Origin of the sequence: Saccharospirillum alexandrii, from assembly GCF_043641555.1 — a bacterium.
Classification (GTDB): Bacteria; Pseudomonadota; Gammaproteobacteria; order Pseudomonadales; family Natronospirillaceae; genus Saccharospirillum; species Saccharospirillum alexandrii_A.
This window is the reverse complement of record NZ_JBHZRJ010000001.1, coordinates 657345-683061: the sequence shown is the minus strand read 5'-3', so window position 1 is coordinate 683061 and position 25717 is coordinate 657345. Positions and strand designations below refer to the sequence as shown.

23 protein-coding genes are annotated in these 25717 nt (G+C 58.7%); 18 read left to right on the top strand and 5 right to left on the bottom strand.

The window, feature by feature from the left end; all coding sequences use genetic code 11:
• Positions 1-84: 84 nt before the first annotated feature.
• The 7 genes from ACHUE7_RS02950 (at position 85) to ACHUE7_RS02920 (ending at position 8465) form a co-directional block, all read left to right on the top strand.
• Complete coding sequence (locus tag ACHUE7_RS02950) at positions 85-999, top strand: GlxA family transcriptional regulator (protein ID WP_394168654.1); 915 nt, start codon at positions 85-87, stop codon at positions 997-999.
• A 411-nt stretch (positions 1000-1410) separates the two neighbouring features.
• On the top strand, positions 1411-2616 hold the full coding sequence (locus ACHUE7_RS02945; protein ID WP_127556782.1) for an aspartate aminotransferase family protein: 1206 nt from the start codon (positions 1411-1413) through the stop codon (positions 2614-2616).
• A 288-nt stretch (positions 2617-2904) separates the two neighbouring features.
• Entirely contained in the window at positions 2905-3918 is a 1014-nt protein-coding gene (locus ACHUE7_RS02940) for an arginine N-succinyltransferase (RefSeq protein WP_394168653.1), read from the top strand.
• A 15-nt stretch (positions 3919-3933) separates the two neighbouring features.
• Complete coding sequence (gene astA / locus ACHUE7_RS02935) at positions 3934-4986, top strand: arginine N-succinyltransferase (RefSeq protein ID WP_394168652.1); 1053 nt, start codon at positions 3934-3936, stop codon at positions 4984-4986.
• Positions 4979-6448 carry a succinylglutamate-semialdehyde dehydrogenase gene (gene astD / locus ACHUE7_RS02930; RefSeq protein ID WP_394168651.1) on the top strand — a complete coding sequence of 490 codons (1470 nt, stop codon included), beginning with the start codon at positions 4979-4981 and terminating at the stop codon, positions 6446-6448. Before astA ends, astD begins: the two co-directional genes overlap by 8 nt.
• Positions 6445-7785 carry an N-succinylarginine dihydrolase gene (astB, locus tag ACHUE7_RS02925; protein ID WP_394168650.1) on the top strand — a complete coding sequence of 447 codons (1341 nt, stop codon included), beginning with the start codon at positions 6445-6447 and terminating at the stop codon, positions 7783-7785. The genes astD and astB overlap by 4 nt, the downstream gene beginning before the upstream one ends.
• Before the next feature lie 176 nt (positions 7786-7961).
• A complete protein-coding gene (locus ACHUE7_RS02920; RefSeq protein WP_394168649.1) occupies positions 7962-8465 on the top strand; it encodes a response regulator in 504 nt (167 codons plus the stop codon).
• A 494-nt stretch (positions 8466-8959) separates the two neighbouring features.
• Here ACHUE7_RS02920 and ACHUE7_RS02915 read toward each other — a convergent pair whose 3' ends face one another.
• Together ACHUE7_RS02915 and ACHUE7_RS02910 are read right to left on the bottom strand one after the other, a co-directional pair.
• Positions 8960-10087, bottom strand: coding sequence for a PilT/PilU family type 4a pilus ATPase (locus ACHUE7_RS02915; protein WP_127556788.1), 1128 nt, complete (start codon positions 10085-10087; stop codon positions 8960-8962).
• A gap of 105 nt (positions 10088-10192) precedes the next feature.
• Positions 10193-11227: a type IV pilus twitching motility protein PilT gene (locus tag ACHUE7_RS02910; protein WP_127556789.1), complete on the bottom strand. Its 1035-nt coding sequence runs from the start codon at positions 11225-11227 to the stop codon at positions 10193-10195.
• A 288-nt stretch (positions 11228-11515) separates the two neighbouring features.
• On the opposite strand from ACHUE7_RS02910, the gene ACHUE7_RS02905 reads away from it, so the two are divergent.
• From ACHUE7_RS02905 to waaA, 9 genes are all read left to right on the top strand, one after another.
• Complete coding sequence (locus tag ACHUE7_RS02905; protein ID WP_394168648.1) at positions 11516-12229, top strand: YggS family pyridoxal phosphate-dependent enzyme; 714 nt, start codon at positions 11516-11518, stop codon at positions 12227-12229.
• Positions 12230-12275: 46 nt separating this feature from the next.
• A complete protein-coding gene (proC, locus tag ACHUE7_RS02900) occupies positions 12276-13100 on the top strand; it encodes a pyrroline-5-carboxylate reductase (protein WP_394168647.1) in 825 nt (274 codons plus the stop codon).
• Positions 13101-13170: 70 nt separating this feature from the next.
• A complete protein-coding gene (locus ACHUE7_RS02895) occupies positions 13171-13773 on the top strand; it encodes a YggT family protein (RefSeq protein WP_394168646.1) in 603 nt (200 codons plus the stop codon).
• 74 nt (positions 13774-13847) lie between these two features.
• Positions 13848-14996 (top strand): homoserine O-succinyltransferase MetX, encoded by a 1149-nt coding sequence (gene metX, locus ACHUE7_RS02890; RefSeq protein ID WP_394168645.1) that lies wholly within the window; start codon positions 13848-13850, stop codon positions 14994-14996.
• On the top strand, positions 14996-15586 hold the full coding sequence (gene metW, locus ACHUE7_RS02885; protein WP_394168644.1) for a methionine biosynthesis protein MetW: 591 nt from the start codon (positions 14996-14998) through the stop codon (positions 15584-15586). Before metX ends, metW begins: the two co-directional genes overlap by 1 nt.
• 4 nt (positions 15587-15590) lie before the next feature.
• Positions 15591-16040 carry a DUF4426 domain-containing protein gene (locus ACHUE7_RS02880; protein ID WP_394168643.1) on the top strand — a complete coding sequence of 150 codons (450 nt, stop codon included), beginning with the start codon at positions 15591-15593 and terminating at the stop codon, positions 16038-16040.
• A complete protein-coding gene (gene rdgB, locus ACHUE7_RS02875) occupies positions 16037-16648 on the top strand; it encodes an RdgB/HAM1 family non-canonical purine NTP pyrophosphatase (RefSeq protein WP_394168642.1) in 612 nt (203 codons plus the stop codon). The genes ACHUE7_RS02880 and rdgB overlap by 4 nt, the downstream gene beginning before the upstream one ends.
• On the top strand, positions 16645-17811 hold the full coding sequence (hemW, locus tag ACHUE7_RS02870; protein WP_394168641.1) for a radical SAM family heme chaperone HemW: 1167 nt from the start codon (positions 16645-16647) through the stop codon (positions 17809-17811). The genes rdgB and hemW overlap by 4 nt, the downstream gene beginning before the upstream one ends.
• Positions 17808-19133, top strand: a complete 1326-nt coding sequence (waaA, locus tag ACHUE7_RS02865) for a lipid IV(A) 3-deoxy-D-manno-octulosonic acid transferase (RefSeq protein WP_394168640.1) — start codon at positions 17808-17810, stop codon at positions 19131-19133. The genes hemW and waaA overlap by 4 nt, the downstream gene beginning before the upstream one ends.
• Positions 19134-19191: 58 nt before the next feature.
• Here the strand turns inward: waaA and ACHUE7_RS02860 are convergent, their stop codons facing one another.
• The 3 genes from ACHUE7_RS02860 to ACHUE7_RS02850 form a co-directional block, all read right to left on the bottom strand.
• Complete coding sequence (locus ACHUE7_RS02860; protein ID WP_394168639.1) at positions 19192-19971, bottom strand: DUF4382 domain-containing protein; 780 nt, start codon at positions 19969-19971, stop codon at positions 19192-19194.
• A 368-nt stretch (positions 19972-20339) separates the two neighbouring features.
• On the bottom strand, positions 20340-20546 hold the full coding sequence (locus ACHUE7_RS02855) for a cold-shock protein (protein ID WP_028671638.1): 207 nt from the start codon (positions 20544-20546) through the stop codon (positions 20340-20342).
• Between the two features lie 356 nt (positions 20547-20902).
• The gene (locus ACHUE7_RS02850; RefSeq protein ID WP_394168638.1) at positions 20903-21493 is read right to left on the bottom strand and encodes an SAM-dependent methyltransferase; all 591 of its coding nucleotides are present in this window, start codon (positions 21491-21493) and stop codon (positions 20903-20905) included.
• Positions 21494-21698: 205 nt separating this feature from the next.
• Between ACHUE7_RS02850 and ACHUE7_RS02845 the strand changes: the two genes are divergently transcribed.
• A complete protein-coding gene (locus ACHUE7_RS02845) occupies positions 21699-23834 on the top strand; it encodes a hypothetical protein (protein ID WP_394168637.1) in 2136 nt (711 codons plus the stop codon).
• A 248-nt stretch (positions 23835-24082) separates the two neighbouring features.
• Positions 24083-25672, top strand: coding sequence for a hypothetical protein (locus ACHUE7_RS02840; RefSeq protein WP_394168636.1), 1590 nt, complete (start codon positions 24083-24085; stop codon positions 25670-25672).
• Positions 25673-25717: the final 45 nt, after the last annotated feature.

The following is a 25717-nucleotide window of genomic DNA, read 5'->3' as shown; positions in this document are numbered from 1 at the left end:
GGTTTCCATACAACAACGCCCCACCGCGGAGAGTAACAGGTGACACAACGCATTGGTTTTATCTTACTGCCCGGATACTCCTCTATGGCCTACGTATCCGCCATGGAACCACTGCTGGTGTGCAACGAACTGACCGGTGAAGACGCCTTCAGCACCTTTACCGTGGCGCTTTCCGGCAATAAAACCTTCTCCAGCCTCGGCAACCGCATGGACACCGATTTCAACCTGGACGACGCTCCGGACGCCGATGTCTGGGTCGTCGCCGGCACCTCACCGGCGCGCCACCCGGCCACGCCGGGGCTGGATGACTTTTTGCTGGCACTGCCCACCCGCTGCTCCCTGGGCGGGCTCGCCTCCGGCACCTACGTACTGGCGCGGCTAGGCCTGGTGAACGGCTACCGGGCCGTGGTGCACTGGCTGAGTTACGACGAACTGCTGAAAGAGCACAAGTCCATCCTGCTGGCCTCAGAACAATTCTGCATCGACCGCGACCGGCTCACCTGCCGGGGCGGCAGCTCAAGCCTGGACATGATGCTGATGTGGATTGCCCGCAACATCAGCGCCGAAACCGCCGAAGCTGTTTCCCGCCATTTCGTCAACGAACGCCTCGGCATCCCATCCGACACCGTGCCGCAACAACTGAGCGAGCGCACCCGCGCCGAACAGCCCAAGCTGGCTGAAGCGCTGGAGCTGATGGATGCCAACATTGAAGAACCACTGACCACCGACGACATCGCCTTTCACGTTAAAATCAGCCGTCGCCAGCTGGAACGTCTGTTCAAAAAGCACCTGAACGCCGTGCCAAGCCGCTACTACCTGCAAATTCGGCTGGAAAAAGCCCGGAACAAGCTGCTTTCCTGCTCGGAAAGCATTGCGGAGATAGGCCTGAGCTGTGGCTTCTCTTCCGGCGCCCACTTTTCCACGGCCTATCGCAACCAGTACGGTCTTACCCCATCGGAAGACCGCAGCTTGCATCAGAAGATGTCGATCGATAAATAGATATCCACAGCCAATACCGTTAAGAAATTCCTGTTAATTTTAGCACGGGCCCTCCAAGGGCCACCGGGTGCGCCTACTGGGGGCCGTTAGACAACAAGGATGTTGTCTCCGAGCCCCCATGGATGGGTTCACGGCGTGCCTCCAGTAGGCGCGCGCGGTGGTCCGTTCGGCACACGACTAGGGTAGCCACCGAACCGAATTACCCTTGGGAATTTCTGACTCATGGCACCAACCCCGGTTCGGACGATATAACCTCGTGTCGCACCCCCGTAACCTTTCAGCCCCGACTTTCTCTATGATAGTCACCATAGCGTTCCCGCCGACCCAAACCGGTCAGCAGAGAGAACGGACCCGATAATCGGTTGTACCGCCCGACACAGAGGGCGCCAGCCTCAACCAGTGGAAATCGAGATGAGCGATATTACCAGAGCACAATTTGATGACGTCATGGTCCCGAACTACGCCCCGGGCAAAATCATTCCCGTCAAGGGCAAAGGCTCGCGCGTCTGGGATCAGGACGGCCGCGAATTCATCGACTTCGCCGGCGGCATTGCCGTAAACGCCCTGGGCCACGCCCACCCTGCACTGGTAGAAGCACTGACGACACAGGGCCAGAACCTCTGGCACCTGGCCAACGTAATGACCAACGAACCGGCCATTGCCCTGGCAAAACGCCTGACCGAGCTGACCTTTGCCGACAAAGTCTTTTTCTGCAACAGCGGCGCCGAAGCGAACGAAGCCGCCCTGAAACTGGGCCGTCGTCACGCCTTCCTGAAGTATGGCCCCCAGAAAAACGAGATCATCTCCACACTGAGCTCCTTCCATGGCCGCACCCTGTTCACCGTATCGGTCGGTGGCCAGCCCAAATACAAGGAAGGCTTTGAGCCAACGCCAGGTGGCATCAGCCACGTACCTTACAACGACCTGGACGCCATGGCCGCCCAGATCTCCGACAATACGGCGGCCGTCATCATCGAACCGATTCAGGGTGAAGGCGGCGTTACCCCGGGCAAGAAAGAATACCTCGAAGGCGTGCGCGCCCTGTGCGACAAGCACAACGCCCTGCTGATCTTCGACGAAGTACAAAGCGGTGTTGGCCGTACCGGCGAACTCTACGCCTACCAGAAGTACGGCGTCACACCCGACATTCTGTCGACAGCCAAGGCCCTTGGCGGCGGCTTCCCGATCGGCGCCATGCTGACCACCGATGCCTGCGCTGAAAGCCTGGGCATCGGCACCCACGGCTCCACCTACGGCGGCAACCCGCTGGCGTGTGCGGTCTCTCTGGCGGTGATCAACGAAATCACCAAACCAGGCGTACTCGATGCGGTTGAAACCAAATCACAGCGGTTCCGCGATGGCCTGAAAAAAATCAATGACCAGTACGGCATCTTCAAGGAAGTACGCGGCATGGGCTTGTTGCTCGGCGCAGAGCTGACCGAAGACTGGGCTGGTCGCGCCAAGGACTTCCTCGGCGCGGCACTCGACGAAGGCCTGATGATGCTGATCGCCGGCCCGAACGTGTTGCGTTTTACACCGTCGCTGATCATCCCGGATGCAGACATCGACGAAGGCCTGGCGCGTTTTGAAAAAGCGGTTGCCAAATTGGTTAGCTAAGTAAAACCTCAAGTTCGGAGTTTGGGTGTGCGTTGGTGCCAGGAGTTCGTGTCAGGCACCGGGTGTACCTATCCGGGGCTGGCGTAAACCCATCCATGGGGCCTAGACTGCAGCATCCCTGCTGCAGACTTCCCCGGATAGGTACACCCAGCACCCGACACTCAATTGGTTGCGAACTCCTATACTTGGGTTCGCGAAAGCAGCCCGGTCATCCGTCGCGGGTTCAAGGTATAAAGCCAATTTGACCTCCGAAACTTGAGCTATAAGCCTTTAATGAGAGGATTCACCATGCTCGTTGTTCGCCCGAGTAACTTCGTGGACCTGACCAGCATCGAACGATTGCTGAATGCCACCGATGCCCGCGTGACAACCCTGCCAAAAGACAGGGACAAACTGTCGGAAAAAATCGGTCAGTCTGACGATGCCTTCAAAAGTGGCATTGATCAGGATGGCCCGGCCTCGTTTCTGTTTGTGCTGGAAGACACCGACAAACAGACGCTGATGGGCACGTCGGGGATTGATACCGAAGCCGGCGGCGGTTATCCGTTTTTTAACTACCGGATGGATGCCGTGGTTCATGCTTCGCATCACCTGGATGTGAGTTCCAAGGTACCGGTCTTGTTTCTGTCGCATGAGCTGACCGGCAAAACGTTGTTGCGCTCGTTCGCCATCGACCCGGACCATAAAAACTCCGATGCATTTGATTTGTTGTCTCGCGCGCGGCTGCTGTTTATGGCCTGTCTGCCCGAGCGGTTTCACCGCGAAGTGATCATTGAAATTCAGGGCATATTCGACGACAAGGGTGAATGCCCGTTCTGGGATGCGGTTGGCCGACACTTCTTCGGCATCGACTTTAATACAGCCGATTACTACTGCAGTGTGAAAAGCAAAACCTTTATGTCGGAGCTGATTCCACAGCACCCGATTTATGTACCGCTGCTGCCGGAAGTGGCACAGGGCAACATTGGCCAGAATCATGAAGCGGCTAATCGCGCCTGCCAGTTGTTCTACCGCGAAGGTTTCAGCAAAACCGTTTTTATCGACCCGTTCGACGGTGGACCGGTGCTTACCGGCGAGCTAAACAATCTGTTCACGCTCAAACAGGTGCGCCACAAAAAAGCGCGGCCGAGTGATGTGGTCGGCGGCTTGAAATACCTGATCAGCAATCGTTCACTGAGCGATTTCCGCTGCACCATTGGGACCCTGGTAGACGGCATTGGCGAGACCATTCGCATACCCGAAAACGTCGCCGAGGCCCTCAACGTCAAAGAAGGCGACCCCATCGCCTACGCGCCGCTATAAGGAAGGAATACGACTATGTACATTCGTCCGGTAGCGCCAACTGATATCGATGCGCTGTGCACCATGGCCAAAAACTCCGGAGTGGGGGTCACCACCCTGCCGGATAACCGCCAGAAAATGCAGGCCAAGCTCGATAAAGCCGTGGCATCGTTTAAGAAAGAACTCCCCGAAAAAGACCGGCTTTATTTGTTCGCGATGATCGACCCCAGCAACGATGAGATTGCCGGCATCTGCGCACTCGAAGCCAGCATCGGGCACGACGACATCTGGTACAACTACCACGTTGGTAAAACCGTGCATGCCTCCAAAGACATTGGCGTGCACAAGATCACCAAAACGCTGTATCTGAGCAACGACCTGACCGGCAGCTCCGAAATCTGCACCCTGTTTCTGATGCCGGATTACCGCCAGAACCAGAACGGCCAGTTGCTGAGCAAAAGCCGCTATCTGTTCCTGGCTGAATTTCAGGAACTGTTTGGCCGGGACATCATCGCTGAAATGCGCGGTTTCAGTGACGAAGAGGGCAAATCACCGGTTTGGGAAAGCCTGGGGCGGCACTTCTTCCAGATGGAATTTTCCGATGCGGACTACCTGACTGGCCTCGGCAACAAAGCCTTTATTGCCGAACTGATGCCCAAGTTCCCAATCTATGTCCCCATGCTGTCGAAAGACGCCCAGGAAGCCATCGGCAAGGTCCACCCGGATACCGAACCTGCTCTGGCTATGCTGAAAGCGGAAGGCTTCGACTTCAACGGCTATGTGGATATCTTTGACGGGGGGCCTACCGTCTCGGCTCGCGTTACCAACGTTCGTGCCGTTAAAGACAGCCAGCTGTATACCGTTGCCGTGCAGGATGAAACACCGGCACCCGACCTGACCCGAAAAGACGGCTTAACCCTGGTCTCTAACCGCCGGTTCGACGACTATCGGGTCAGCTTGATCAATACCGCGGCCATCGATGGCACCACCCTTCACCTAAGCACGGCCCAGGCCAGCAACCTGCAGGTTACTGCAGGCGATTCTGTCCGCGCCGTCGCGCTGAGACCCCGGAGACCCTCCGATGACTGAAGCAAGACTCTTTATTGGCGGCCAGTGGCACACTGGCCACGGCGACCACCTCGACTCCATTAACCCAATCGACCAGTCGGTTGTCTGGGCAGGCAATACCGCCAGTGCCGACGATGTGGATCAGGCGATTAACGCCGCCCGTACCGCCTTTGCCGAGTGGAAACACCGCTCACTGGATGAGCGCATCGCCATCTGCCGCAAATTTGCCGAAGGCTTGAAAGAGAACCAGGAAAAACTGGCGCGGGTAATCGGCAGCGAAACCGGAAAACCCCTGTGGGAAGCGCGCACCGAAGTCGGCGCCATGGTTGGCAAGATCGAAATCTCGATCAGGGCTTACCACGAGCGCACGGGTATCACGCGCAGTGAACTGCCTGACGGTGAAGCCGTATTACGCCATCGCCCACACGGCGTTGTAGCCGTATTTGGCCCCTACAATTTCCCCGGCCACCTGCCCAACGGCCACATCGTACCTGCCATTCTTGCGGGCAACACCGTTGTGTTCAAACCCAGCGAGATGACGCCGAAAATGGGCGAGGAAACCGTTCGCATCTGGGACGAAGCTGGTTTGCCCCAGGGCGTCATCAACCTGGTTCAGGGTGCGAAAACCACCGGTGTAGCGCTGGCCGGACACCCCGGCATTGACGGCCTGTTTTTCACCGGCTCCTCGACCGTCGGCGAGATCCTGCACAAACAGTACGGCGGCCAGCCAGGCAAAATTCTGGCGCTGGAAATGGGAGGCAACAACCCGCTGATCGTCGATACCGACATCGACACCGATGCGGCCCTGCACCATGTCATTACCAGTGCCTTCATTTCAGCCGGGCAACGCTGCACCTGTGCACGTCGCGTCTTCATCGCCAACGGCGAACAGGGCGATGCCTTCCTGGCCCGCTTGATCGAAGCCACTCGCAACCTCAAGGTCGGCCACTGGGACGCCGACGACCAGCCTTACATGGGTTCCGTGGTATCACTGCCCGCCGCCGATGCCTTGCTGGAGGCCCAGAAGATGCTGGTCAGCAAGGGCGGCCGCAGCTTGCTGGAAATGACGCGTCATGAAGCAGGCACGGCCTTGCTGACACCGGGCATCGTCGATCTGACCGACGCCAACGACGTGCCGGATGAAGAATACTTCGGCCCGCTGCTGAGCATCTACCGCTACGACAGTTTCGACGACGCCATTGCCGGGGCAAACAACACCCGCTACGGCTTGTCGGCTGGCCTGCTGTCAAATGACCGGGCCCGTTATGAGCAGTTCATCGACGAGATTCGCGCCGGCATCGTCAACTGGAACAAGCCGATCACCGGCGCCAGCAGCGGCGCCCCCTTCGGCGGCGTAGGTGCCAGCGGCAACCACCGCGCCTCTGCCTATTACGCGGCAGACTACTGCGCCTACCCGGTCGCCTCGATGGAAAGCCCGACGCTGACCAAACCCGAAACCACTGCGCCGGGAATGAACCTATGACCGCCTTTGAAATGAACCTGGATGGCCTGGTTGGGCCAACCCACAACTACGCTGGCCTGTCTTACGGCAACATCGCTTCGCTGAGCAATGAAAGCGAGGCGTCCAACCCGAAAGAAGCCGCCAAACAGGGGCTGCGCAAAATGAAAGCGCTGTCGGACCTCGGCTTGCGCCAGGGCATTTTGCTGCCGCACGAGCGCCCCGCCATCTGGGCGTTGCGTGAACTGGGGTTCAGCGGAACAGACGCCCAGGTGCTGGAGAAAGTCGCCAAACAGAACCCGGCGATTTTAAGCGCGGTCAGCTCAGCCTCCTGCATGTGGACCGCCAACGCCGGCACCGTATCGCCCAGCGCCGATACGGCCGATGGCCGGGTGCATTTCACCGCCGCCAATTTGAACGCCAAGTTTCACCGTTCCATCGAGCACCCGACCACCACCCGGATGCTCAAATCAATCTTTCGGGATGAACGTTACTTCGCCCATCACGATGCCCTGCCTGCCGTCAGCTTCTTCGGCGACGAAGGTGCCGCCAACCACACCCGGTTCTGCGGGCAGTACGACAGCGCCGGTGTCGAGTTGTTCGTTTACGGCCAGGAAGCCTTCAACCAGAATGCGCCGCGCCCACAGCGGTTTCCCGCGCGTCAGACGCTCGAAGCCAGCCAGGCCGTGGCCCGGTTGCATGGTCTGGGTGACGATCAGGCGGTTTTCGCATTGCAGAAGCCAGAGACCATCGATGCCGGTGTGTTCCACAACGACGTTATCGCCGTGGGTAACCGCAACGTGCTCTTCTATCATGAGGAAGCCTTCGCCGATACCGACGCAGTGCTGGACGAGCTACAACGCAAGCTGGGCGACGTCAAACTCATTGCCGTCAAAGTTCCGACGGCCGAGGTCTCCATTCTGGACGCCGTGCGCTCATACCTGTTCAACAGTCAGTTGCTGAGCCTGGCCGACGACAGCATGATGCTGGTGGTGCCCGGCGAATGCCGCGAAACCGGACCGGTAGCCGATTTTCTGGACCGGCTGATGGCTGACACCAGCAACCCGATCAACCGGGTGGAAGTGTTCGATCTGAAGCAATCGATGCAGAATGGTGGCGGCCCGGCCTGCCTTCGTTTGCGCGTTGCGCTGACGCAGACCGAATACGAGGCCATGCACCAGGGCATTATTCTCACCGATGCACTGTTCCACTCGCTCAACGACTGGGTTGACGCGCACTACCGCGATCGCCTCAGCCAGGCTGACCTGGCCGATCCAAACCTGCTGATCGAGAGCCGCACCGCGCTGGACGAACTGACCCGCCTGACCGGCGTCGGCGCCATTTACCCCTTCCAGCGCTGATCACTCGCGCGGGCTCAACCGAGCCCGCAATTTTCCCCAGAGATAAACCCTGAATATCGTCAAATTGCCTTTGCATTGTTCAAAAAAAGCACTATCTTTAGTACTAACGACTAAGGATGGCAGCCCCTGCCCGGGTGAAATTCAGCACCGGGGGGTATAGCAGAGACGAGGCTTCAATGGCATCGATGAATTGGCTAGACGAAAAGACCAGAAACGGCGAAGAACCTCCGAATGCTGGTTGGCAAGTGCTGGTCGTAGATGACGAACCCGAAGTCCATGCGGTGACCCGCCTGGCCCTGCGCCGCTTTACCTTTGAAAACCGCCCCCTAGTTGTCCACACGGCCTCCAGCGGTCAGGAAGCCCTGGCCATCGCCCATGAACTGGGCGAAGAACTCGCCATGGCCATCATCGATGTGGTAATGGAAACCGACCGCGCCGGTCTCGACCTGGTCAAAGCCATTCGCGAGGAAGTCGGCAACCACCTCACCCGCCTCGTTTTGCGCACCGGACAACCCGGCAGCGCCCCGGAAACCGATGTGGTCCGCGATTACGACATCAACGACTACAAAGAAAAAACAGAACTCACCGCCCAGAAGTTTCAGACCATGATGTACGGCGGCCTGCGCAACTACCGCGATCTGCGTTTAATGCAGGATGCAGTGTCGGCTAAGACTCATTAGTGGCACGAGCCAGTGTCATGAATTGGAAATTCGTCGCTCAATCTACTTAGGTTTCAACCATTCCCCAGTGCCAGCTGGACTGTCAGGTACGCCTGCTGAAGGTACGCCGTGAACCCATCCATGGGGGCTCGAAGACAGCATCCATGCTGTCTAACGCCCTTCATCAGACGCACCTGACACTCCTTGGATAGTGAGCGGTCAAATAAACGCGAATTTCCAACTCATGACACAACACTCAGGTTACTTTTACCAGGTAACCAACACTTCGCGTGGAAAACTTCGATTCCTGAAGATGTAAAGCAGCGGTTAGCACCCAACCAAGTGCCGGCTGCCGGGTAGGCCTCTCCGGGGAAGTCTGAGGCATGGATGCCGAAGCCTAGGCCCCATGGACGGGTTCACGCCGACCCCGGAGAGACCTACCCGGTGGCCGGCACGAACCCCAGCCACCGTAGGCACCCGAGCCACAGTAAACGTCAGCCACCGAAGCAAACCAATCAGTAGTCGTCTGTACCCTGAATGGAAAGCTTGGCGGCCTGGCCAGTGAGATGGCCCGGGTCGGTTTCCTGGTCCAGCTTGATCATCAGGCGCAGGTCGTTGGCGGAGTCTGCGTAGCCTAGGGCATCTTCGTAGGTGATTTCGCCGCGTGAATAGGCTCTGAACAGCGCCTGATCGAAGGTTTGCATGCCCTGCTCTGTAGACTTGGACATCAGATCTTTGAGCAGGTGAACCTCGCCCTTGCGGATGTGGTCGGACACCAGCGGAGTGTTGACCAGCACTTCGATAATGGCTTTGCGGCCATTACCGTCGGGCGTTGGAATCAATTGCTGGGCGACGATGCCTTTCAGGTTCAGCGAAAGGTCCATCCACAACTGGCGCTGCCGGTCGGACGGGAAAAAGTGCATGATGCGGTCGAGTGCCTGGTTGGCGTTGTTGGCGTGCAGTGTTGCCAGGCACAGGTGACCGGTTTCGGCAAACGCCATGGCGTAATCCATCGTCTCCTTGGTCCGCACCTCACCAATCATGATCACATCCGGCGCCTGACGCAGGGTGTTTTTCAGGGCCACTTCAAAACTGTCCGTATCGAGCCCCACTTCGCGCTGGGTCACGATGCAGCCTTCGTGCTGGTGAATAAATTCGATCGGGTCTTCAATGGAAATGATGTGGCCGCGCGAATTACGATTCCGGTGGCCAATCATCGCCGCCAGGCTGGTCGATTTGCCCGTGCCGGTTGCGCCGACGAAGAACACCAGGCCGCGCTTGGTCATGGCCAGTTTTTTGATGATATCCGGCAGGCCCAGGTCTTCAAGGCGTGGAATCTGGGTTTCAATGCGCCGCAGCACCATCCCCGCCAGGTTACGCTGGTGAAAGGCACTGACCCGGAAGCGACCAATGCCGCGTGCCGATATCGCGAAGTTGCATTCCTGGGTATCTGAAAACTCGATTCGCTGTTTGTCGCTCATTACCGACATCACCAGCTCTCGGGTCTTCTCCGGGCTGAGCGGGTTTTTGGTGACGTGTACCACCTGGCCATTCACCTTCATGCTGGGCGGTACGCCAGCGGTAATGAACATGTCAGAGGCGCCTTTTTCGACCATCAGACGCAATAAACGATCAAATTCCATACTCAATCCTGTTGTGGCTTAGCACCCTATCGGGCTTGCCTCGTTGGTCGGGCTGCCCCAGTGGTTATGGTCCGCGGTGGCTACCTGGAAACGTCAAACTTTGGTTTAAAAATTATCCGGCTGTTTCGCTTTCTCACGCGCAACCTCACGGCTGATTAGCCCGCGTTGCATCATGTTCTGCAGGCACTGGTCCAGTGTCTGCATGCCCAGTTGAGCGCCGGTCTGGATGGCGGAGTACATCTGCGCCACCTTGTCTTCACGGATGAGGTTCCGGATCGCGGGTGTGCCGATCATGATCTCATGAGCTGCGACCCGGCCGCCGCCGTTCTTTTTCAGCAGGGTCTGGGAGATCACCGCCTGCAGCGACTCCGAGAGCATCGATCGCACCATCGATTTTTCTTCAGCCGGGAACACGTCGACCACCCGGTCGATGGTTTTTGCAGCTGAGGTGGTGTGCAGGGTGCCAAAGACCAGGTGACCGGTTTCTGCCGCTGTCAGTGCCAGACGAATGGTTTCGAGATCCCGCAGCTCGCCGACCAGAATGATGTCCGGGTCTTCCCGCAGGGCCGAGCGCAGGGCTTCCGAGAAGCCGTGGGTGTCGCGGTGCACTTCACGCTGGTTGACCAGGCATTTCTTGGATTCGTGCACGAATTCGATTGGGTCTTCGATGGTCAGGATGTGTTCGTATTTGGTTTCGTTAATGTAGTTGATCATCGCCGCCAGGGTAGTCGACTTGCCTGAGCCGGTCGGACCGGTCACCAGGCAGATGCCACGGGGCACCATGGCAATGTCTTTGAATACCTGGCCCATGCCCAGGTCGTCCATGGTCAGTACTTTGGACGGAATGGTCCGGAATACCGCACCGGAGCCCCGGTTCTGGGTGAAAGCGTTCACCCGGAAACGGGCCACACCAGGTACTTCGAAGGAAAAGTCGGTTTCCAGGAATTCTTCGAAGTCCTTGCGCTGCTTGTCGTTCATGATGTCGTAGATCAGCGAATGGACTTCTTTGTGCGACAGAGCGGGGAGGTTGATGCGGCGAATATCGCCATCGACCCGGATCATCGGCGGCAAGCCCGATGACAGGTGCAAGTCGGATGCGTTCTGCTTGGCACTGAACGCCAGTAATTCTGTAATATCCATGAGACTCCTCACTGCCAGTCTGTCACAGCGGCCGGTTGGCATGCCGTCGCTATCGTTCGTAGGGTCAGGTCACGCTCGAGGCGCCTGCCAGGCCATAAGATACATTATTCAGACGGTGCCAAAATAGGTATGCTGTCGGCTTTTGAGACTCAGCCTTCAAAATGACGCCGTCGAACTCGACAGTCGCCCGTTTGGCTGATCTGCAATCAGTGTAACCGAACGTCGGTTTTTTGCGAGCAACAGACACCAGTCGTGCCCGCCACCACGCCGATTCAGCCCGAGGACACCATGACTGCCACCCAAAATACGGCCTTCAGTGACCGGATGGCCAAAGTAAAAGCCCGCATTGCCGCCGCCTGTGCCCGCAGTGGCCGCTCGCCAGAAGAGATTACCCTGGTCGCCGTCAGCAAAACCTGGCCACTGGCCGACCTGGAATCCGCCACTGCAGCTGGCGCAACGGACCTGGGTGAAAACTACTTGCAGGAAGCGGTCGACAAGATCACCCACTGGCAGGGGCCAGCTCCAGTCTGGCACTTTATTGGCCCGCTGCAGAGCAACAAAACCCGCCAGGTCGCTGAGCTGTTTGACTGGGTGCACAGTGTCGACCGGTTGAAAATTGCCCGTCGTTTGAGCGAGCAGCGCCCACCCGCCAAAGGGCCTCTGTCGGTATGCATTCAGGTCAACATCAGTGACGACCCGGCCAAGGCGGGTGTGGTACCCGCCGACGTGGCAGATTTGCTTGCCGACATGGCTGGGCTGGAGAACCTCACTGTAGCCGGTTTAATGGCCATTCCCGCGGTGGATCTCAGTGAGTCTACCCTGCGCCAGCAATACGAAGAATTGAAAACACTGCGCGACACCCTTATTACGAATTATCCGGACTGCAAAGCGCTGTCGATGGGCATGAGCGGTGATTTTGAACTGGCCATTGAATGCGGCGCCACCCACGTTCGGGTGGGCAGCGCCCTGTTCGGGCAACGCCACTACTCTGCACAGAGCTGACGCTGATCAGCTACTGTATTTAACCTGGTTACGACAAGGAGACCCCATGCAACAGCAGCCCATCATCGGATTTATAGGCGCCGGTAACATGGCCGGAGCCATCATTGATGGCATGCTGGCCAGTGGCTACCCGGCCGATCGTATCTGGGTGTGTGACCGCAACGCGCCCAAGCGCGATGCCTTCGCCGCCAAGGGCCTGCAGGCCACCGATGACAACAATGCCCTGATCGAGACCTGTGAAGCGGTCGTGCTGGCCGTGAAACCCCAGGTACTGAAGCAGGTTCTGGAACCGCTGCGCGACGCCTTTCAGGCGAGTAAACCGCTGGTCATCAGTGTGGCCGCCAGTGTCACGGCAGAAGCCATCGATCGCTGGCTCGGCGGCGGCTTTGCCGTCATCCGAACCATGCCCAATACCCCCTCTCTGGTCATGACCGGCGCCACCGGCCTGTATGCCAATGAAGCCGTCGAGGCCAGCGAACGCGAAGCCGTTGAGGCCATCTTCAGTGCCATCGGCGTCGCAGTCTGGGTGACAGACGAAGAGGACCTGCACTCGGTAACCGCCACCAGCGGCAGTGCCCCGGCCTACTTCTTCCGCTTTATGGAAGCCATGCAAAAAGCGGCCGAAGACGCCGGGCTCAATGCAGACACCGCGCAGCGTCTTATTGTACAAACGGCTATGGGCGCGGCGCGCATGGTTGAGCAAACCGGTGAAACACCGGCACAATTGCGTAAGAAGGTATGCTCACCCAAAGGCACCACCGAGCAGGCTATCTTCAGCTTCGAACGCGACGACCTCGACGCCGTTGTAGCCCGTGCGATGCAAGCCTGCATGGATCGGTCGCGGGTGTTATCGCAGGAACTGGCTGACTAGTCACATCACAACAGGCATCACCCTGCACCACAGGGTATGATTAACACAGACTCATCAAAGGAGTGTCCGAATGCTGGGCCCGCTTATCGTACTCATTTTGAAAACGGCGTTTGGTATTTTACTGATCAGCCTGGTTGCCCGCTTTCTGGCACAGATCGCCCGGGCGGATGTGCGCAACCCGCTGGCGATGACGGTGCTGCAAATCACCGACCCGGTGCTTAAACCCATGCGCCGCATCATTCCCGGCCTCGGCGGGCTCGATCTGGCGTCATTGCTGTGCATCTGGATCGGCCAGTTCATTCTGGGTTGCCTGATCTTCGCCGCCATGGGCGTAAACCCCATGGCGCTGGTTGGCCAATTGGTAGTCTGGTCACTGCTCGGTGTGGCCGGCATTCTGCTGACTGTGCTGCAATGGAGCATGATCATCGTCGCCATTGGCAGCTGGATTGCCATGGGCCAGCAAAACCCCTTGCTGGGTTTCCTCGGCCAGCTGGTCGAACCTTTTGTTGGCCCGTTCCGTCGCCTGAACCTGAACATTGGCATGCTTGATCTGTCGTACATCATCGCCTTTCTGGTGCTGATTATACTGCGCGACTTTATTCTCGGCGGCATGATTCTGCCCCAGACCGGGTACTCCACCGTCGGTGGAATCAGCCCAATTCTGGGGCTGTGAATCAGGGGTTAACACACCGAATTGCTGACTCATTACCGGCTAGCCTGACTGGCCGGTCTCCCGGGACATAGTAAATGCCAACAGAAATACCCGCCGACAGCGTCGGGCTGATTCAGCCGCAGTCGGCCTTTTTTGAAGACGCCCTGCCTTTGCGCTGCGGACGCAGCCTGTCGAACTACACCCTGGTGTATGAGACCTACGGCAGCCTGAACCAGGATGCCTCCAACGCCATTCTGATCTGCCATGCCCTGAGCGGACACCACCATGCGGCGGGCTACAACAGCGTTGAAGACCGCAAACCGGGTTGGTGGGATGCCTGCATCGGCCCCGGCAAGGCCATCGACACCAACCGCTACTTTGTCGTCAGCCTGAACAACCTGGGCGGCTGCCACGGCTCCACCGGCCCGATGAGCCAGGACCCGGAGACCGGCCGCCCTTACGGACCGGACTTCCCGATCATCGCCGTCCGCGACTGGGTGAAAAGCCAGGCACGGCTGGCCGATCGCCTGGGCATTGACTGCTGGCATGCTGTGATCGGCGGCAGCCTCGGCGGCATGCAGGCACTGCGCTGGTCGATCGATTACCCGGACCGCCTGAAAGGCTGTGCCGTTATCGCTTCGGCACCCAAGCTGAGCGCCCAAAACATTGCCTTTAACGAAGTGGCTCGCCAGGCCATCGTCAGCGACCCGGATTTCCATCAGGGCCGGTATTTCGATCACGATACCCGCCCCAAACGCGGTCTGATGCTGGCGCGGATGCTCGGGCACATTACCTACCTGTCCGACAGCAGCATGCGCGAGAAATTTGGACGGGACCTGCGCACCGGCAAGCTGAATTTCAATTTCGATGCCGATTTCGAGGTTGAGTCCTACCTGCGCTATCAGGGTGAGAATTTCTCGGACCAGTTCGATGCAAACACCTATTTGCTGATGACCAAGGCGCTCGATTATTTCGACCCGGCCGGCGACCACGACGGCGACCTCGCGCGCTGCCTGAGCCAGGCCCACTGTCGCTTTCTGGTTACCTCCTTCAGTACCGACTGGCGTTTTGCCCCGGAACGCAGCGAAGAACTGGTGCGCGCCCTCACCCGGGCCCGCCGCCAGGTCAGCTATCTGGAAATTGAAGCTCCCCAGGGCCACGACGCCTTCCTGTTCCCCATTCCCGAGTACGTGGCGCTGATCGAAGGCTTTCTCGGCTCACTGGCCAACGGAGGGACAGTCTGATGCGCCCGGATCTGGACTATATAGAACGCTGGATCACCAACGGCAGTCACGTGCTCGACCTGGGCTGCGGCGATGGCAGCCTGCTGGCCCTGTTGCGCCAGCGCAAACAGGTAACCGGCTACGGCATGGAGATCGATACCCAGAACATTCTGTCCTGCGTGCGCCAGGGCGTGGACGTGATTCATCAGGACCTGAACGAAGGGCTGGACGACATTGACGACCAGAGCTTCGACACCGTGATCATGACCCAGTCGCTGCAGCAGACGCACAAGCCGGACCGCATTGTTGAAGACATGCTGCGCATCGGCAAGCAGGCCATCGTCACCTTTCCCAACTTCGGGCACTGGACGGTGCGCTCCTACCTGGCCCTCCACGGGCGCATGCCGGTCTCGGAAAACCTGCCGTACACCTGGTACGACACCCCCAACATTCACTTCTTCACCTTTCGCGACTTTGAGGTGTTATGTCGGGAACGAAACATTAAAATACTGGAACGCACGGTGGTGGACCGCAACCACCAGGCCAACTGGAAAATCAGTCTGATGCCCAACCTGATGGGCGAAATCGCGCTCTACCACATTACACGGTGACCCCATGTTATTGAGATACACCACAACGCTGATGCTGAGCCTGGCGCTGCTGTTCAGTACCGCCCAGGCCGACCAGAAAGTCACCTTCAACGGCTATGAACTGCATTACATTGCCTTCAACAGCACCATGCTGACGCCGGAAATCGCCGGGCAATATGGCCTGACACGCTCCGGGCAGCGTGCCCTGCTGAACCTGTCGGTACTGGAACAGCGCCGCAACGACGTTGCCGTCCCGGTGCCGAATGCCGAGGTATCGGTACGGGTACGCAACCTGCTGGGGCAAAGCAACCGGCTCGAGATGCGCGTGATCGAAGAACAGAACGCGCGCTACTTCATCGGCTCGGTACCCTTTGATGACCGCGAAGTGCTCTGGTTCGACATCGAAGTCAGCATTCCCGGTGAGCGCGACTTTGAATTCAGCTTCAGCCAGGAACTCTGGGAGGAAGACGCATGAGCCAGTGGGTCCTCGCCTCCGGCAATGCCGGCAAACTGGCTGAATTCAGCCGTCTGCTCGAGCCGCTGTCGATTACCGTGCGCCCCCAGGGCGAGTTCGGCGTCAGCGATGCCGATGAAACCGGCTTGAGTTTCATTGAAAACGCCATTCTGAAGGCACGCCATGCCGCGGCAGCGACCGGTTTGCCGGCCCTGGCCGATGATTCCGGTGTCGTCGTCGACGCCCTGAACGGCGAACCGGGCATTTACAGCGCCCGCTTCTCGGCCAGAGCGGGCGGTGAATCCGGCGACAGCGCCAATATCGACTATCTGCTGGAGCGGCTGGCAGGCGTGCCCGAACCGGACCGCGGCGCCCATTATTACTGCCTGCTGGCCTTCGTTCGCCACGCCAGCGACCCTACCCCCCTGATCGCCGAAGGCCGCTGGGATGGCCGTATTCTGACCGAACGGGTCGGTACCGGTGGTTTCGGCTATGACCCGGTGTTTTATCTGCCAGAACAGGATTGCACCGCCGCTCAGCTGGAATCGTCCCTGAAAAATCGCCTGTCGCACCGTGGCCAGGCCATGGCCGCCTTTATGCCGCGGCTGCAAGCCTTGCTGGCGAAATGACGGAGATCACCACCCCCAGAACTCACCTGCCACCGCTGTCCGCCTATGTGCATGTTCCCTGGTGCGTGCGCAAATGCCCCTATTGCGATTTCAACTCGCATGCGCTCGATCCCGGGCAGATTCCGGAAACGGACTATCTGGCGAGGCTGTTCGAAGATCTGCAACAGGATACCTCACTCGCCTTGGGCCGGCCGTTGCACAGCGTCTTCTTTGGCGGCGGCACACCGAGCCTGCTGTCACCGTCAGCTATTGGTCAGATTCTGACTGAGCTGGAGCGCCGCATTGGCTTCAGTGACGACTGTGAAATCACCCTCGAAGCCAACCCGGGCACGGTCGACGAAGCGCATTTTCGCGGTTTCAGAGACGCCGGTGTCAACCGGCTGTCGATTGGCATCCAGAGCTTCAACGATGCTCACCTGCAGCGCCTGGGCCGCATTCACGACCGGAACCAGGCGCTGCACGCCGGTGACCGGGCCCGCGCCGCCGGTTTCGACAATTTCAACCTGGACCTGATGCACGGCCTGCCCGACCAGACTGAAGCCGACGCCCTGGCCGACCTGAACCAGGCAATCGCCCTGAACCCCAGCCACCTCAGCTGGTATCAGTTGACCATCGAACCGAACACCGAGTTTTACCGCAAGCCACCGGTACTGCCGGAAGACGACACCCTCTGGGCCATTCAGGAGGCCGGCCAGTCAAGGCTGGCTGAAGCGGGGTTCAGCCAATACGAAGTCTCCGCCTACGCCCAACCGGGCAAGCGCTGTCAGCACAACCTCAATTACTGGGGCTATGGCGACTATATCGGCATCGGCCCGGGTGCCCACGGCAAGGTCACCCGAACCAGCCCGTTCGATATCATTCGCACTCGCAAAACGAGACTGCCGAAAGATTATCTAAACCGCGACCGGTTACTGATTCGCCACGAAGAAAGGGTTGCCATCGAGGACCGGCCGTTCGATTATTTCATTAATACCCTGCGTCTGGTCGAGGGCCGCCCGGCCGAAGAATTCAGCCGGGTCACCGGCCTGGCCTGGGCCGAGATTGAACCCACTCTTATCCGGTTGCGCGACCAGGGTATGCTGGAATGGGAGCACGGATCGTTACGCACAACCGACCGGGGTTTCCTATACTTGAATGACCTACTGGCGCATTGGCTGACATGACACGACTGCTGTTTACCGCTCTGCTATATTGCCTGACGCCGGCCCTGCTGCTGCGGCTGTGGCTGCGCGGGCGCACCTTGCCGGGCTACCGGCAGCGCTGGCGCGAGCGCTTCGGGCACTGGCCGGCCATGCCCGAAGGTGCGCTCTGGCTGCACAGCGTCAGTGTGGGCGAAACCATCGCCGCCCGGCCTTTTGTCGAACGCTGGCTGGCGCGCCATCCGGACATTCCAGTCATCATCACCACCATGACGCCGACCGGCAGCGAAACGGTACAGGCACTGTTTGGCGACAAAGTTCACCATGCCTACCTGCCATGGGATTACCCGCACGTGTATCGACGTCTGCTGCCCCGGCTGAACCCCAGAGCCCTGGTGATCATGGAAACCGAGCTCTGGCCCAACCTGATCAACGCCTGCGACCGGCAACGGGTGCCGGTGTTTCTGGTCAACGGTCGACTCTCGGAACGCTCGGCTCGGGGCTACCACCGCTTCCGAGCGCTAACCCGGCCCATGCTGCAGCAGCTGACCGGCATCGCTGCCCAGCACTGGCCCGACGCCGAACGTTTTCAGGCGTTGGGTGTACCGGCAGAGAACATTGAGGTTACCGGATCGATAAAATTCGATTTGAGCATTTCCAGCAAGCTGACCGGCGACATCGCCGCCTTTGCCCGTGGTATCAAAGGCCGACCTGTCTGGGTGGCGGCCAGCACCCATGGTGGCGAAGAGGAAGGCTTACTGGAAGTACAGCGGCGCATCACCACGGTGCTGCCAAATGCCCTGATGATTCTCGTACCCCGCCACCCGGACCGTTTCGAAACCGTCTCCGATATCGTTGCCGCATCGGGCCTGCGTTACAGCCGCCGCAGCCAACGCAGCCAGCCACGCAACAACGACCAGGTATACCTGGCCGATTCGCTGGGTGAACTGATGGTTTTCTTCGGCGCTGCCCAGGTTGCGGTGATGGGCAACACCTTCAACGACGGCGGCGGCCACAACCCGATTGAACCGGCGGCATTGGGAAAGCCGGTACTGGTCGGCCCCAGTTTCACCAACTTTCAGTCGATCATCAGCGCCATGCAAAAGGAACAGGGTATTATCGTCGCCGATACGTTGGAAGCGCTGGAAAAACGCCTGCTCGGATTGCTCAAATCCCAGGACCTACGTGACACTTTCGGCCAGCGCGCCTATGTGTTTTACCAGCACCAACAAGGCGCTTTGCAACGTCTGGAACACTGGCTCGACCGTCATCTGAATCTGGTCGACCCCGGCACCGATTCGTCTCGCCGCGCCCTGCCGCCCAAAATCAGCTCGGATCGCCCTTAGCCCATATAAAAAGACCCGGCACAAGGGCCGGGTCTTTTAGGGTTCTGCCAGAGCGTACTCAGAAATCGATGCTTACCGAGGCATCCACGCTGACGCTCGCGTTCTGGGTACCGGTAAAGGTCAGGGTGTCCGCTGCTTCCGGATCATCCTGATCCGCATCACAGGTAAAGGCAACGGTGTAGTCACCCTCAGTCAGAAAGGCAACGGTATAATCGTATCCGGTAACACCTGTGCCGGAGGTATCAACCAGTGCCGTTACCAGCGGTTCATTGCCTTCGCCACCGACATCGCCGGGCGATACATCGGCACCCTCGTATACGTAGACGGCGCCACTGCAATTCTCTGTTACCGCTGTTGAGCTAACCGTGCCGGAAATAGAGCCCACTTCACTGTTATCCACCAAACGCAGGGCCGGTTTGAGCCGATAAGATCCATTGGCTTCGACGACTGATTTGCGCAAGTCAAAGTCTATGGTGAACGCCACGCTGCCGTCGACTGGCACGGTAAAGCCGCTCACCAGTTTCAGACCGGTCTGAGCGCCACTGGGGATAAACAAGTCATGTTCTTCACCCCCGTCCAGTACAATGTTTGAACCTCCGGCTTCCTGGGTGGCGTCCACGCGTAACCGAATCCATTCGTAATCACCGGCGGCCAGGGTTTCATCGTCCAGCAAAGATGCCGTAGTGCCGCCTTGCAGATCGAGTAGGTTGATGGTTCTAGGCTCATCATAGGTGATTTCAACCAATGCACCGCTTGCCGAACGAATATCGACGCCCTCGAACACCACATTGACTTCACTGGCCGAGTCAATGGGGGCGTCTGTAATATCCAGGCTCATTGAGCCGCTTCCGGAGCTGTCGGAATTACAGCCCGATATTGCGAATGCCACTACACTCATAGCCGCGATAGTCGCAAAGGTACCTTTGGATTGTGGCTGTTGTTTCGTTAGCCGATACATACGGAATCACTCCTTATTTTTGGCTAATACCAATGGCAGGCAAACTGACTGCCGACTCTTACTGTACCGATTACCGCTACCGCCTGTGTTCTGCGAACGTATTGCGATTGTCAATGTATGTTCAAACGTGATCCGCTTGGCATCACGCACAGAAGACCTAGCGGCTGACAAAACAGTCACCCACAAAAAAGGCCGCTAAACAGCGGCCTTTCTCATATTTAATTAGGTACCAAATCAGCGATTCGAACTCAGATCAGTTCGACATCGGAGGCTTGTGGGCCCTTTTGGCCGTCGGTAATGGTGAACTGCACTTCCTGGCCTTCTGCCAGGGTGCGGAACCCGTCGCCCTTGATGGCACTGAAGTGCACAAAGACGTCTTTGCCGCCTTCAACTTCAATAAAGCCAAAACCCTTGGTTTCGTTGAACCACTTCACCTTGCCGGTTTGTGTCGCCATGTTGTTCTCCTGCTTCGGATGCGATTGCAAATAGCCTGCGTCGTGCCGGTCATTCCCGGCCAACGCTGCCGGGTAAAGATCATAACGTCTACTTACGCGCAACCTGTTCAGGAACAGCCTGGTTGTACTTTCCGCGACACATTGATTCATCAATTACGCCTGGCAAGCACATGGTTCATAGCGTCTAACTGGTCTTGCTTATAAGTATTGCGAAAATCTTTAACACCTCTACTTTAGCCCAGCACTTGTGTATGTAAAGTACTTTTTAGGCCGATTTTTCCGGAGATTTCAGGACGATGACAGGCCATCCATGACGATGTAACCCAGTCGCTTTGCGCTCACCAGCATGGCAACCGTCACATCTTGATGCATACAGCCTGAACAACCGCACCCAGGCCGGTGTGGCCTCGCCCTTCATGAATCGGCCGGTCCATTTCCTGCAATTGCTCGAAATGAAGCGGTGCCAGTTCCTCCTGCAATTGCTCGGCGGTCATCATCCACTCGGCGCGGGGCGGTCCGCCGGTTTTAAACAGCAGTTGTTCCGGCCGATAGGCTTCCAGCACAAAGAGCCCGCCGGGCTTGAGCGCGTCGAACACCTTCTGGTGCAGTGACTGGCGCACGTCAGGCGGCAAATGGCAAAATATTGAAACAATGCCATCCCATTGCTCCTGGCCGAGGTCGATATCGGCCAGATCAGCCGTTTGCGTCTCAATGGACACTCCCCGGGCCTGTGCCAGGCGTTCCGCCTTTAACAGACCCACGGCCGATGCATCCACCGCCACTACCTCCAGCCCCTGCTCCGCCAGGTAGACGGCATTGCGCCCCTCGCCTTCGGCCAGACACAGCACCCGGGCGCCGCTGGCGAAGAGGTCAGCCTGGGCTCTCAGGTAATCGTTCGGTTCGGTGCCGTAGACATAGTCGTCCCCGGCATAGCGCTCATCCCACATTTTGCGGCCTCTTTCACATTCCTGATGGCAATGGGGGCATCGATGGCCGGTTCAAGCCGGGAAACGCAGACAGCCGGGAAACGGGCCTGTTACAATCGCTTCCCTAAACGTTTGTTCAATGGTCTGAGCGTTCAGGAATTGAACGGACTGTCCGGTGCACTGTTGGGCAGAGCACCCTGTACTTTACTTACCGATGGAGCCTTACATGAAAGGAATGATAACGCGCGTGCTACTGACCCTGGCTGTGGTCACTGCCAGCGTGAGCAGTGCCTACGCTTTTAATCTGTTTGGTCTGTTCTCCTCCGACCAGGCCGATAATTCAATCAACACCCTGCTCAGCCATACCCCGGCCGACACCGTCCTCTTTGTGGGCGGGCACAATACTCTGGTGGGCCGGGATATCATGGATTCCTGGTCTACGGTCAACCAGTCTGATATCGATGAACTGCAGACTCTGCTGGCTGAAATAGGCAGCGACGACAGCCCGGTGCTCGGCCTGTTCGAAGCCTTGCTGGTGAATTACACCGCCGCGGCAGCCGGCGGCTATAGCGAACTGATCGCCCACTACGGTCTGCCCGATGAAGGCGCCGGTGCCTTTTATTTTCATGGCGCCATGCCCGTTGCCCGCTTTGCCCTGGACAACCCCGACGCGTTCAATGACGTACTGAACCAGGCCATTCTTGAATCCGGTGCTGCACCGGTCATGAAACAGGTAGATGGGGTCGAAGTCCGCACCTGGCAGCTGACGCCCGAAGGCGACGACGAACGCTTTGATCTGGCCATCGCCGTCGACCAGGGGTTTGCCACCGTTACCCTGTTCAACCATACCGATACCGCCGCGATTCAGGCCGAGCGCCTGGGCCTGACCGATCTGTCCGACTCTCTGGCCGACCAGGGCGATTGGGAAGCCCTTGGCGACCAGTACGACTACGATGAAACCTTGCGTGGCTATATCGACCTCGATGGCCTGGCAGCCACCCTGCTGACCGGCACCGAGACCCGCCTGCGACGCGACCTGGAAGCCCTGATTCCGGACGAAATCGAGCGAATGGACACCCAAATGGCCGACAGCCAGTGCGGACCGGAAGGCTATGCGCTCGCCCGCCAGGTGCCCCGTTTCGCCTTTGGCAGCGAGGACATCTCATCGACGTCCGACAGCCTGTCACAACAGGTTGGCATGATCCTCGAACTGACCAACACCGACCTGACCGGTCAACTGAAGCGCCTGCCCGGCAGCCTGCCCGCCTATGCCACCGATGGCAGCGATAAGTTGCTGGCCCTGGCGCTGGGTGTCGATGTCAATGCCCTGGCACCGGTAGCGACCGCCCTGTGGTCACAGCTGCCACAAACGGAATACAAATGCCCGGCACTGCGTGACATGACCGCCGATCTGCGTCAGAACAACCCGGCCATGCTGGGCATGGCGACGGCCATGGCACAGGGCGTCAAGGGTGTCGGTGCCGCGGTTTACGACATCACAGCCAACGACAAGAGCCCGTTTGGGCTGGCGGGATCGGCCCTGGTCACAATGAGTGCCGATAACCCGAGCGTACTGGCTGGCCTGATCAGCTCCAGCATCCCTGGCATGGCCGGCGTTACCATTCCCGACGACGGCACCGCCGTGCAAGTTCCGGTACCCATGGCACCGCAGCCTGTATTTGCCGCAATCAAAGGCAAGCACCTGGTGGTATACACCGGTGACGCCGCCAAGGCACCGGCCGATGCAATGGCCAGTGAGCCGCTGAATACACGTGGCAGCACCGCCATTGCCTTCAACTATGAGCGTTTCGGTGAAGCGGCTCTGGTGGCTCTGGAATCACCCATGGTGGCCAGCAATGCCCAGGGCATGGCGATGGCGACCGGCAGTTGTGTCGACGCCTACGCTGGCATACTGCAAGCGGCGGCTCTGCCGCTGGAAGGCAGCTACCGGGATACCCTCACCGAGCGCGGCTGGGAAGCCAAATTCGAAGTGACACTGGGTGAAATGAACACAGACCTCAGCGTACCGACCGGTACTTTCCAGTCTGAAACCCTCGACTACGACTGCACCTGGTACGACTCTGGTGTTGAAATCATCAACGCCGACGGTACTGGCCAGTTCACCGAAACCGATGACAACGGCCAGTGCGCCCTGTACCAGGCTGATTACACCTGGACTCAGAACGGCAACGTCATGGAGCAAACCACCACGGCGCTGCGCTCACGCGAAAGCTGTGACGCTGCCTGGGAAGACCAGCCGCAAGAGACCTTCACCTGTACACTGCTCGGCAGCCACAACGGTAACCTCTACTGCCAGTATGGCACGGGTATGGATGCCTACCTGATGCGCTACTTCCAGTAACCGCAACGCGTTCCAGTCTGGAAAACCCGGTGCCTTCACCGGGTTTTTTTTGGCCGGTCATCTTACCCACACCTTCTGTGGACAAGCCTGTGCACAGACCCGGGAAAACCGATGCCGGGCCCTCCCCGCTGCCGTCGCTTAAAATACGTTAAAAAACAATCAGTTAGTTCATACACCAAGTCACGAAAATGTCATATTTGAGCACTATCCTCCCGGCACTTCGCCCATTGGTTGTACGGGAGCACACCATGACCCTCATCGCATCACCTGCCCAACCTGCGTCCAAAAGCAATCTGGTCGGCCTTTTGTGGACATTCCGGGAGCGTCTCGCTGCCAAGCCTCACCAACTCGACACCGACTTCGAACGCTTGCTGAGCGAACCGGACTACCGCAACGATCTTTTTGACCGGGCCAGAGCGATGGAGGACCCGGGTATTCAAAATCTGGCGCTTCGACTGGCGCGCACCGAGATGCCTGACTCCCTGCTTGCGGATGCCCGTCAGCAAGGGCTCCTGCCCAGAGCGTTTAAGCCAGTGCTTGCACGCCCCTGGCGGCGCCTGCTTCTGGCGCTGCTGGCCTTTGCCCTGGTTGCCACCGGCGTTTACAGCCAATGGGAGCGCCTGCTGGAAACCCTGACCGGCACCGTCGTTGTTGCGACCGATATCGATACCGACACCCGCTGGCGTGCCGACCGAACCTATCGGCTGGATTCCGACGTCTTCGTTCACAATGATGCCGTCTTGCGCATAGCCCCCGGCACGGTAATCAAAGGTCGGCCGGGTTCCTCACTCGTGATTGCCCGGGGCAGTCAACTGGTTGCCGAAGGCACCCGGTCAGCACCCATCGTCTTCACCAGTGCCCAGCCAGTCGGGCAACGAGAACGCGGTGATTGGGGTGGCGTGGTATTGCTCGGGGACGACCGTACCAACGAAGCCTTTGCCCGTGTTGAAGGGGTCGACGTGCGAGATATTCGTGGCCACTTCGGCGGGCAAGAGAGGAATGGCAGCTGCGGTAGCCTGCGCTTCGTGCGCATTGAATACGCCGGGTACGAAGCCTTTGTCGACAATGAGTTGAATGGTCTGACCGTTGCCGGGTGCGGCCCGCAAACCACGCTGGAGTACCTGCAGATTCACAAGGCACTGGACGATGGTATCGAATTTTTCGGCGGCTCGGCCAACGTACGCCACTTGCTGATTACCGGTGCCAGAGACGACAGTCTCGACTGGGATCTGGGCTGGAACGGCAAGGTGCAGTTTCTGATCGCTCAACAACACCCCAACGTTGGTGACCGGGCCTTTGAAGGCGACAACTCACCGGAACGCGACAATGCCCGGCCACGCTCCGAACCACAGATCAGTAACGTCACCCTGGTCGGCACCGCACCGGACCATACCGCCATGGTGCTGCGCAGTGGCACCGCCGGTCAGTTCAGCCGCATTCTGCTTTCGGGGTACGGCAACAACCCGATCGACTTGCGGGATCCGCTAACCGAAAGTCTGATCAGCCAAGAGGCTTTGAGGTTCAGTCATCTGGTCATCGATGGCGAGTCCGCAGAAACGTCACCCTGGCGTCCGGAAACCGGCGATCGGGATAACGACGCAGGCTTTGCCGAGCCGGACTACTTCGCTCCCATCAGCCAGGTAATTCCCGGTTTACTGGGCAACCAGGCCAGCAACCCGGTAGCACCAGACTTCAGACCCCGCCAGCCAACGGGCAGTTCGACCGCCTGGCCGGATAACGACCCCTTCTGGGATCAGACCGCCACCTACGCCGGCGCCGTTAACCCGGCCACGACGACCCCCTGGTATCTCGGCTGGACTGACTTCAGTGAGCACTAGACTGAAGACAACCATTGAGCGATCAGGACTCAATCCTGTCATCGA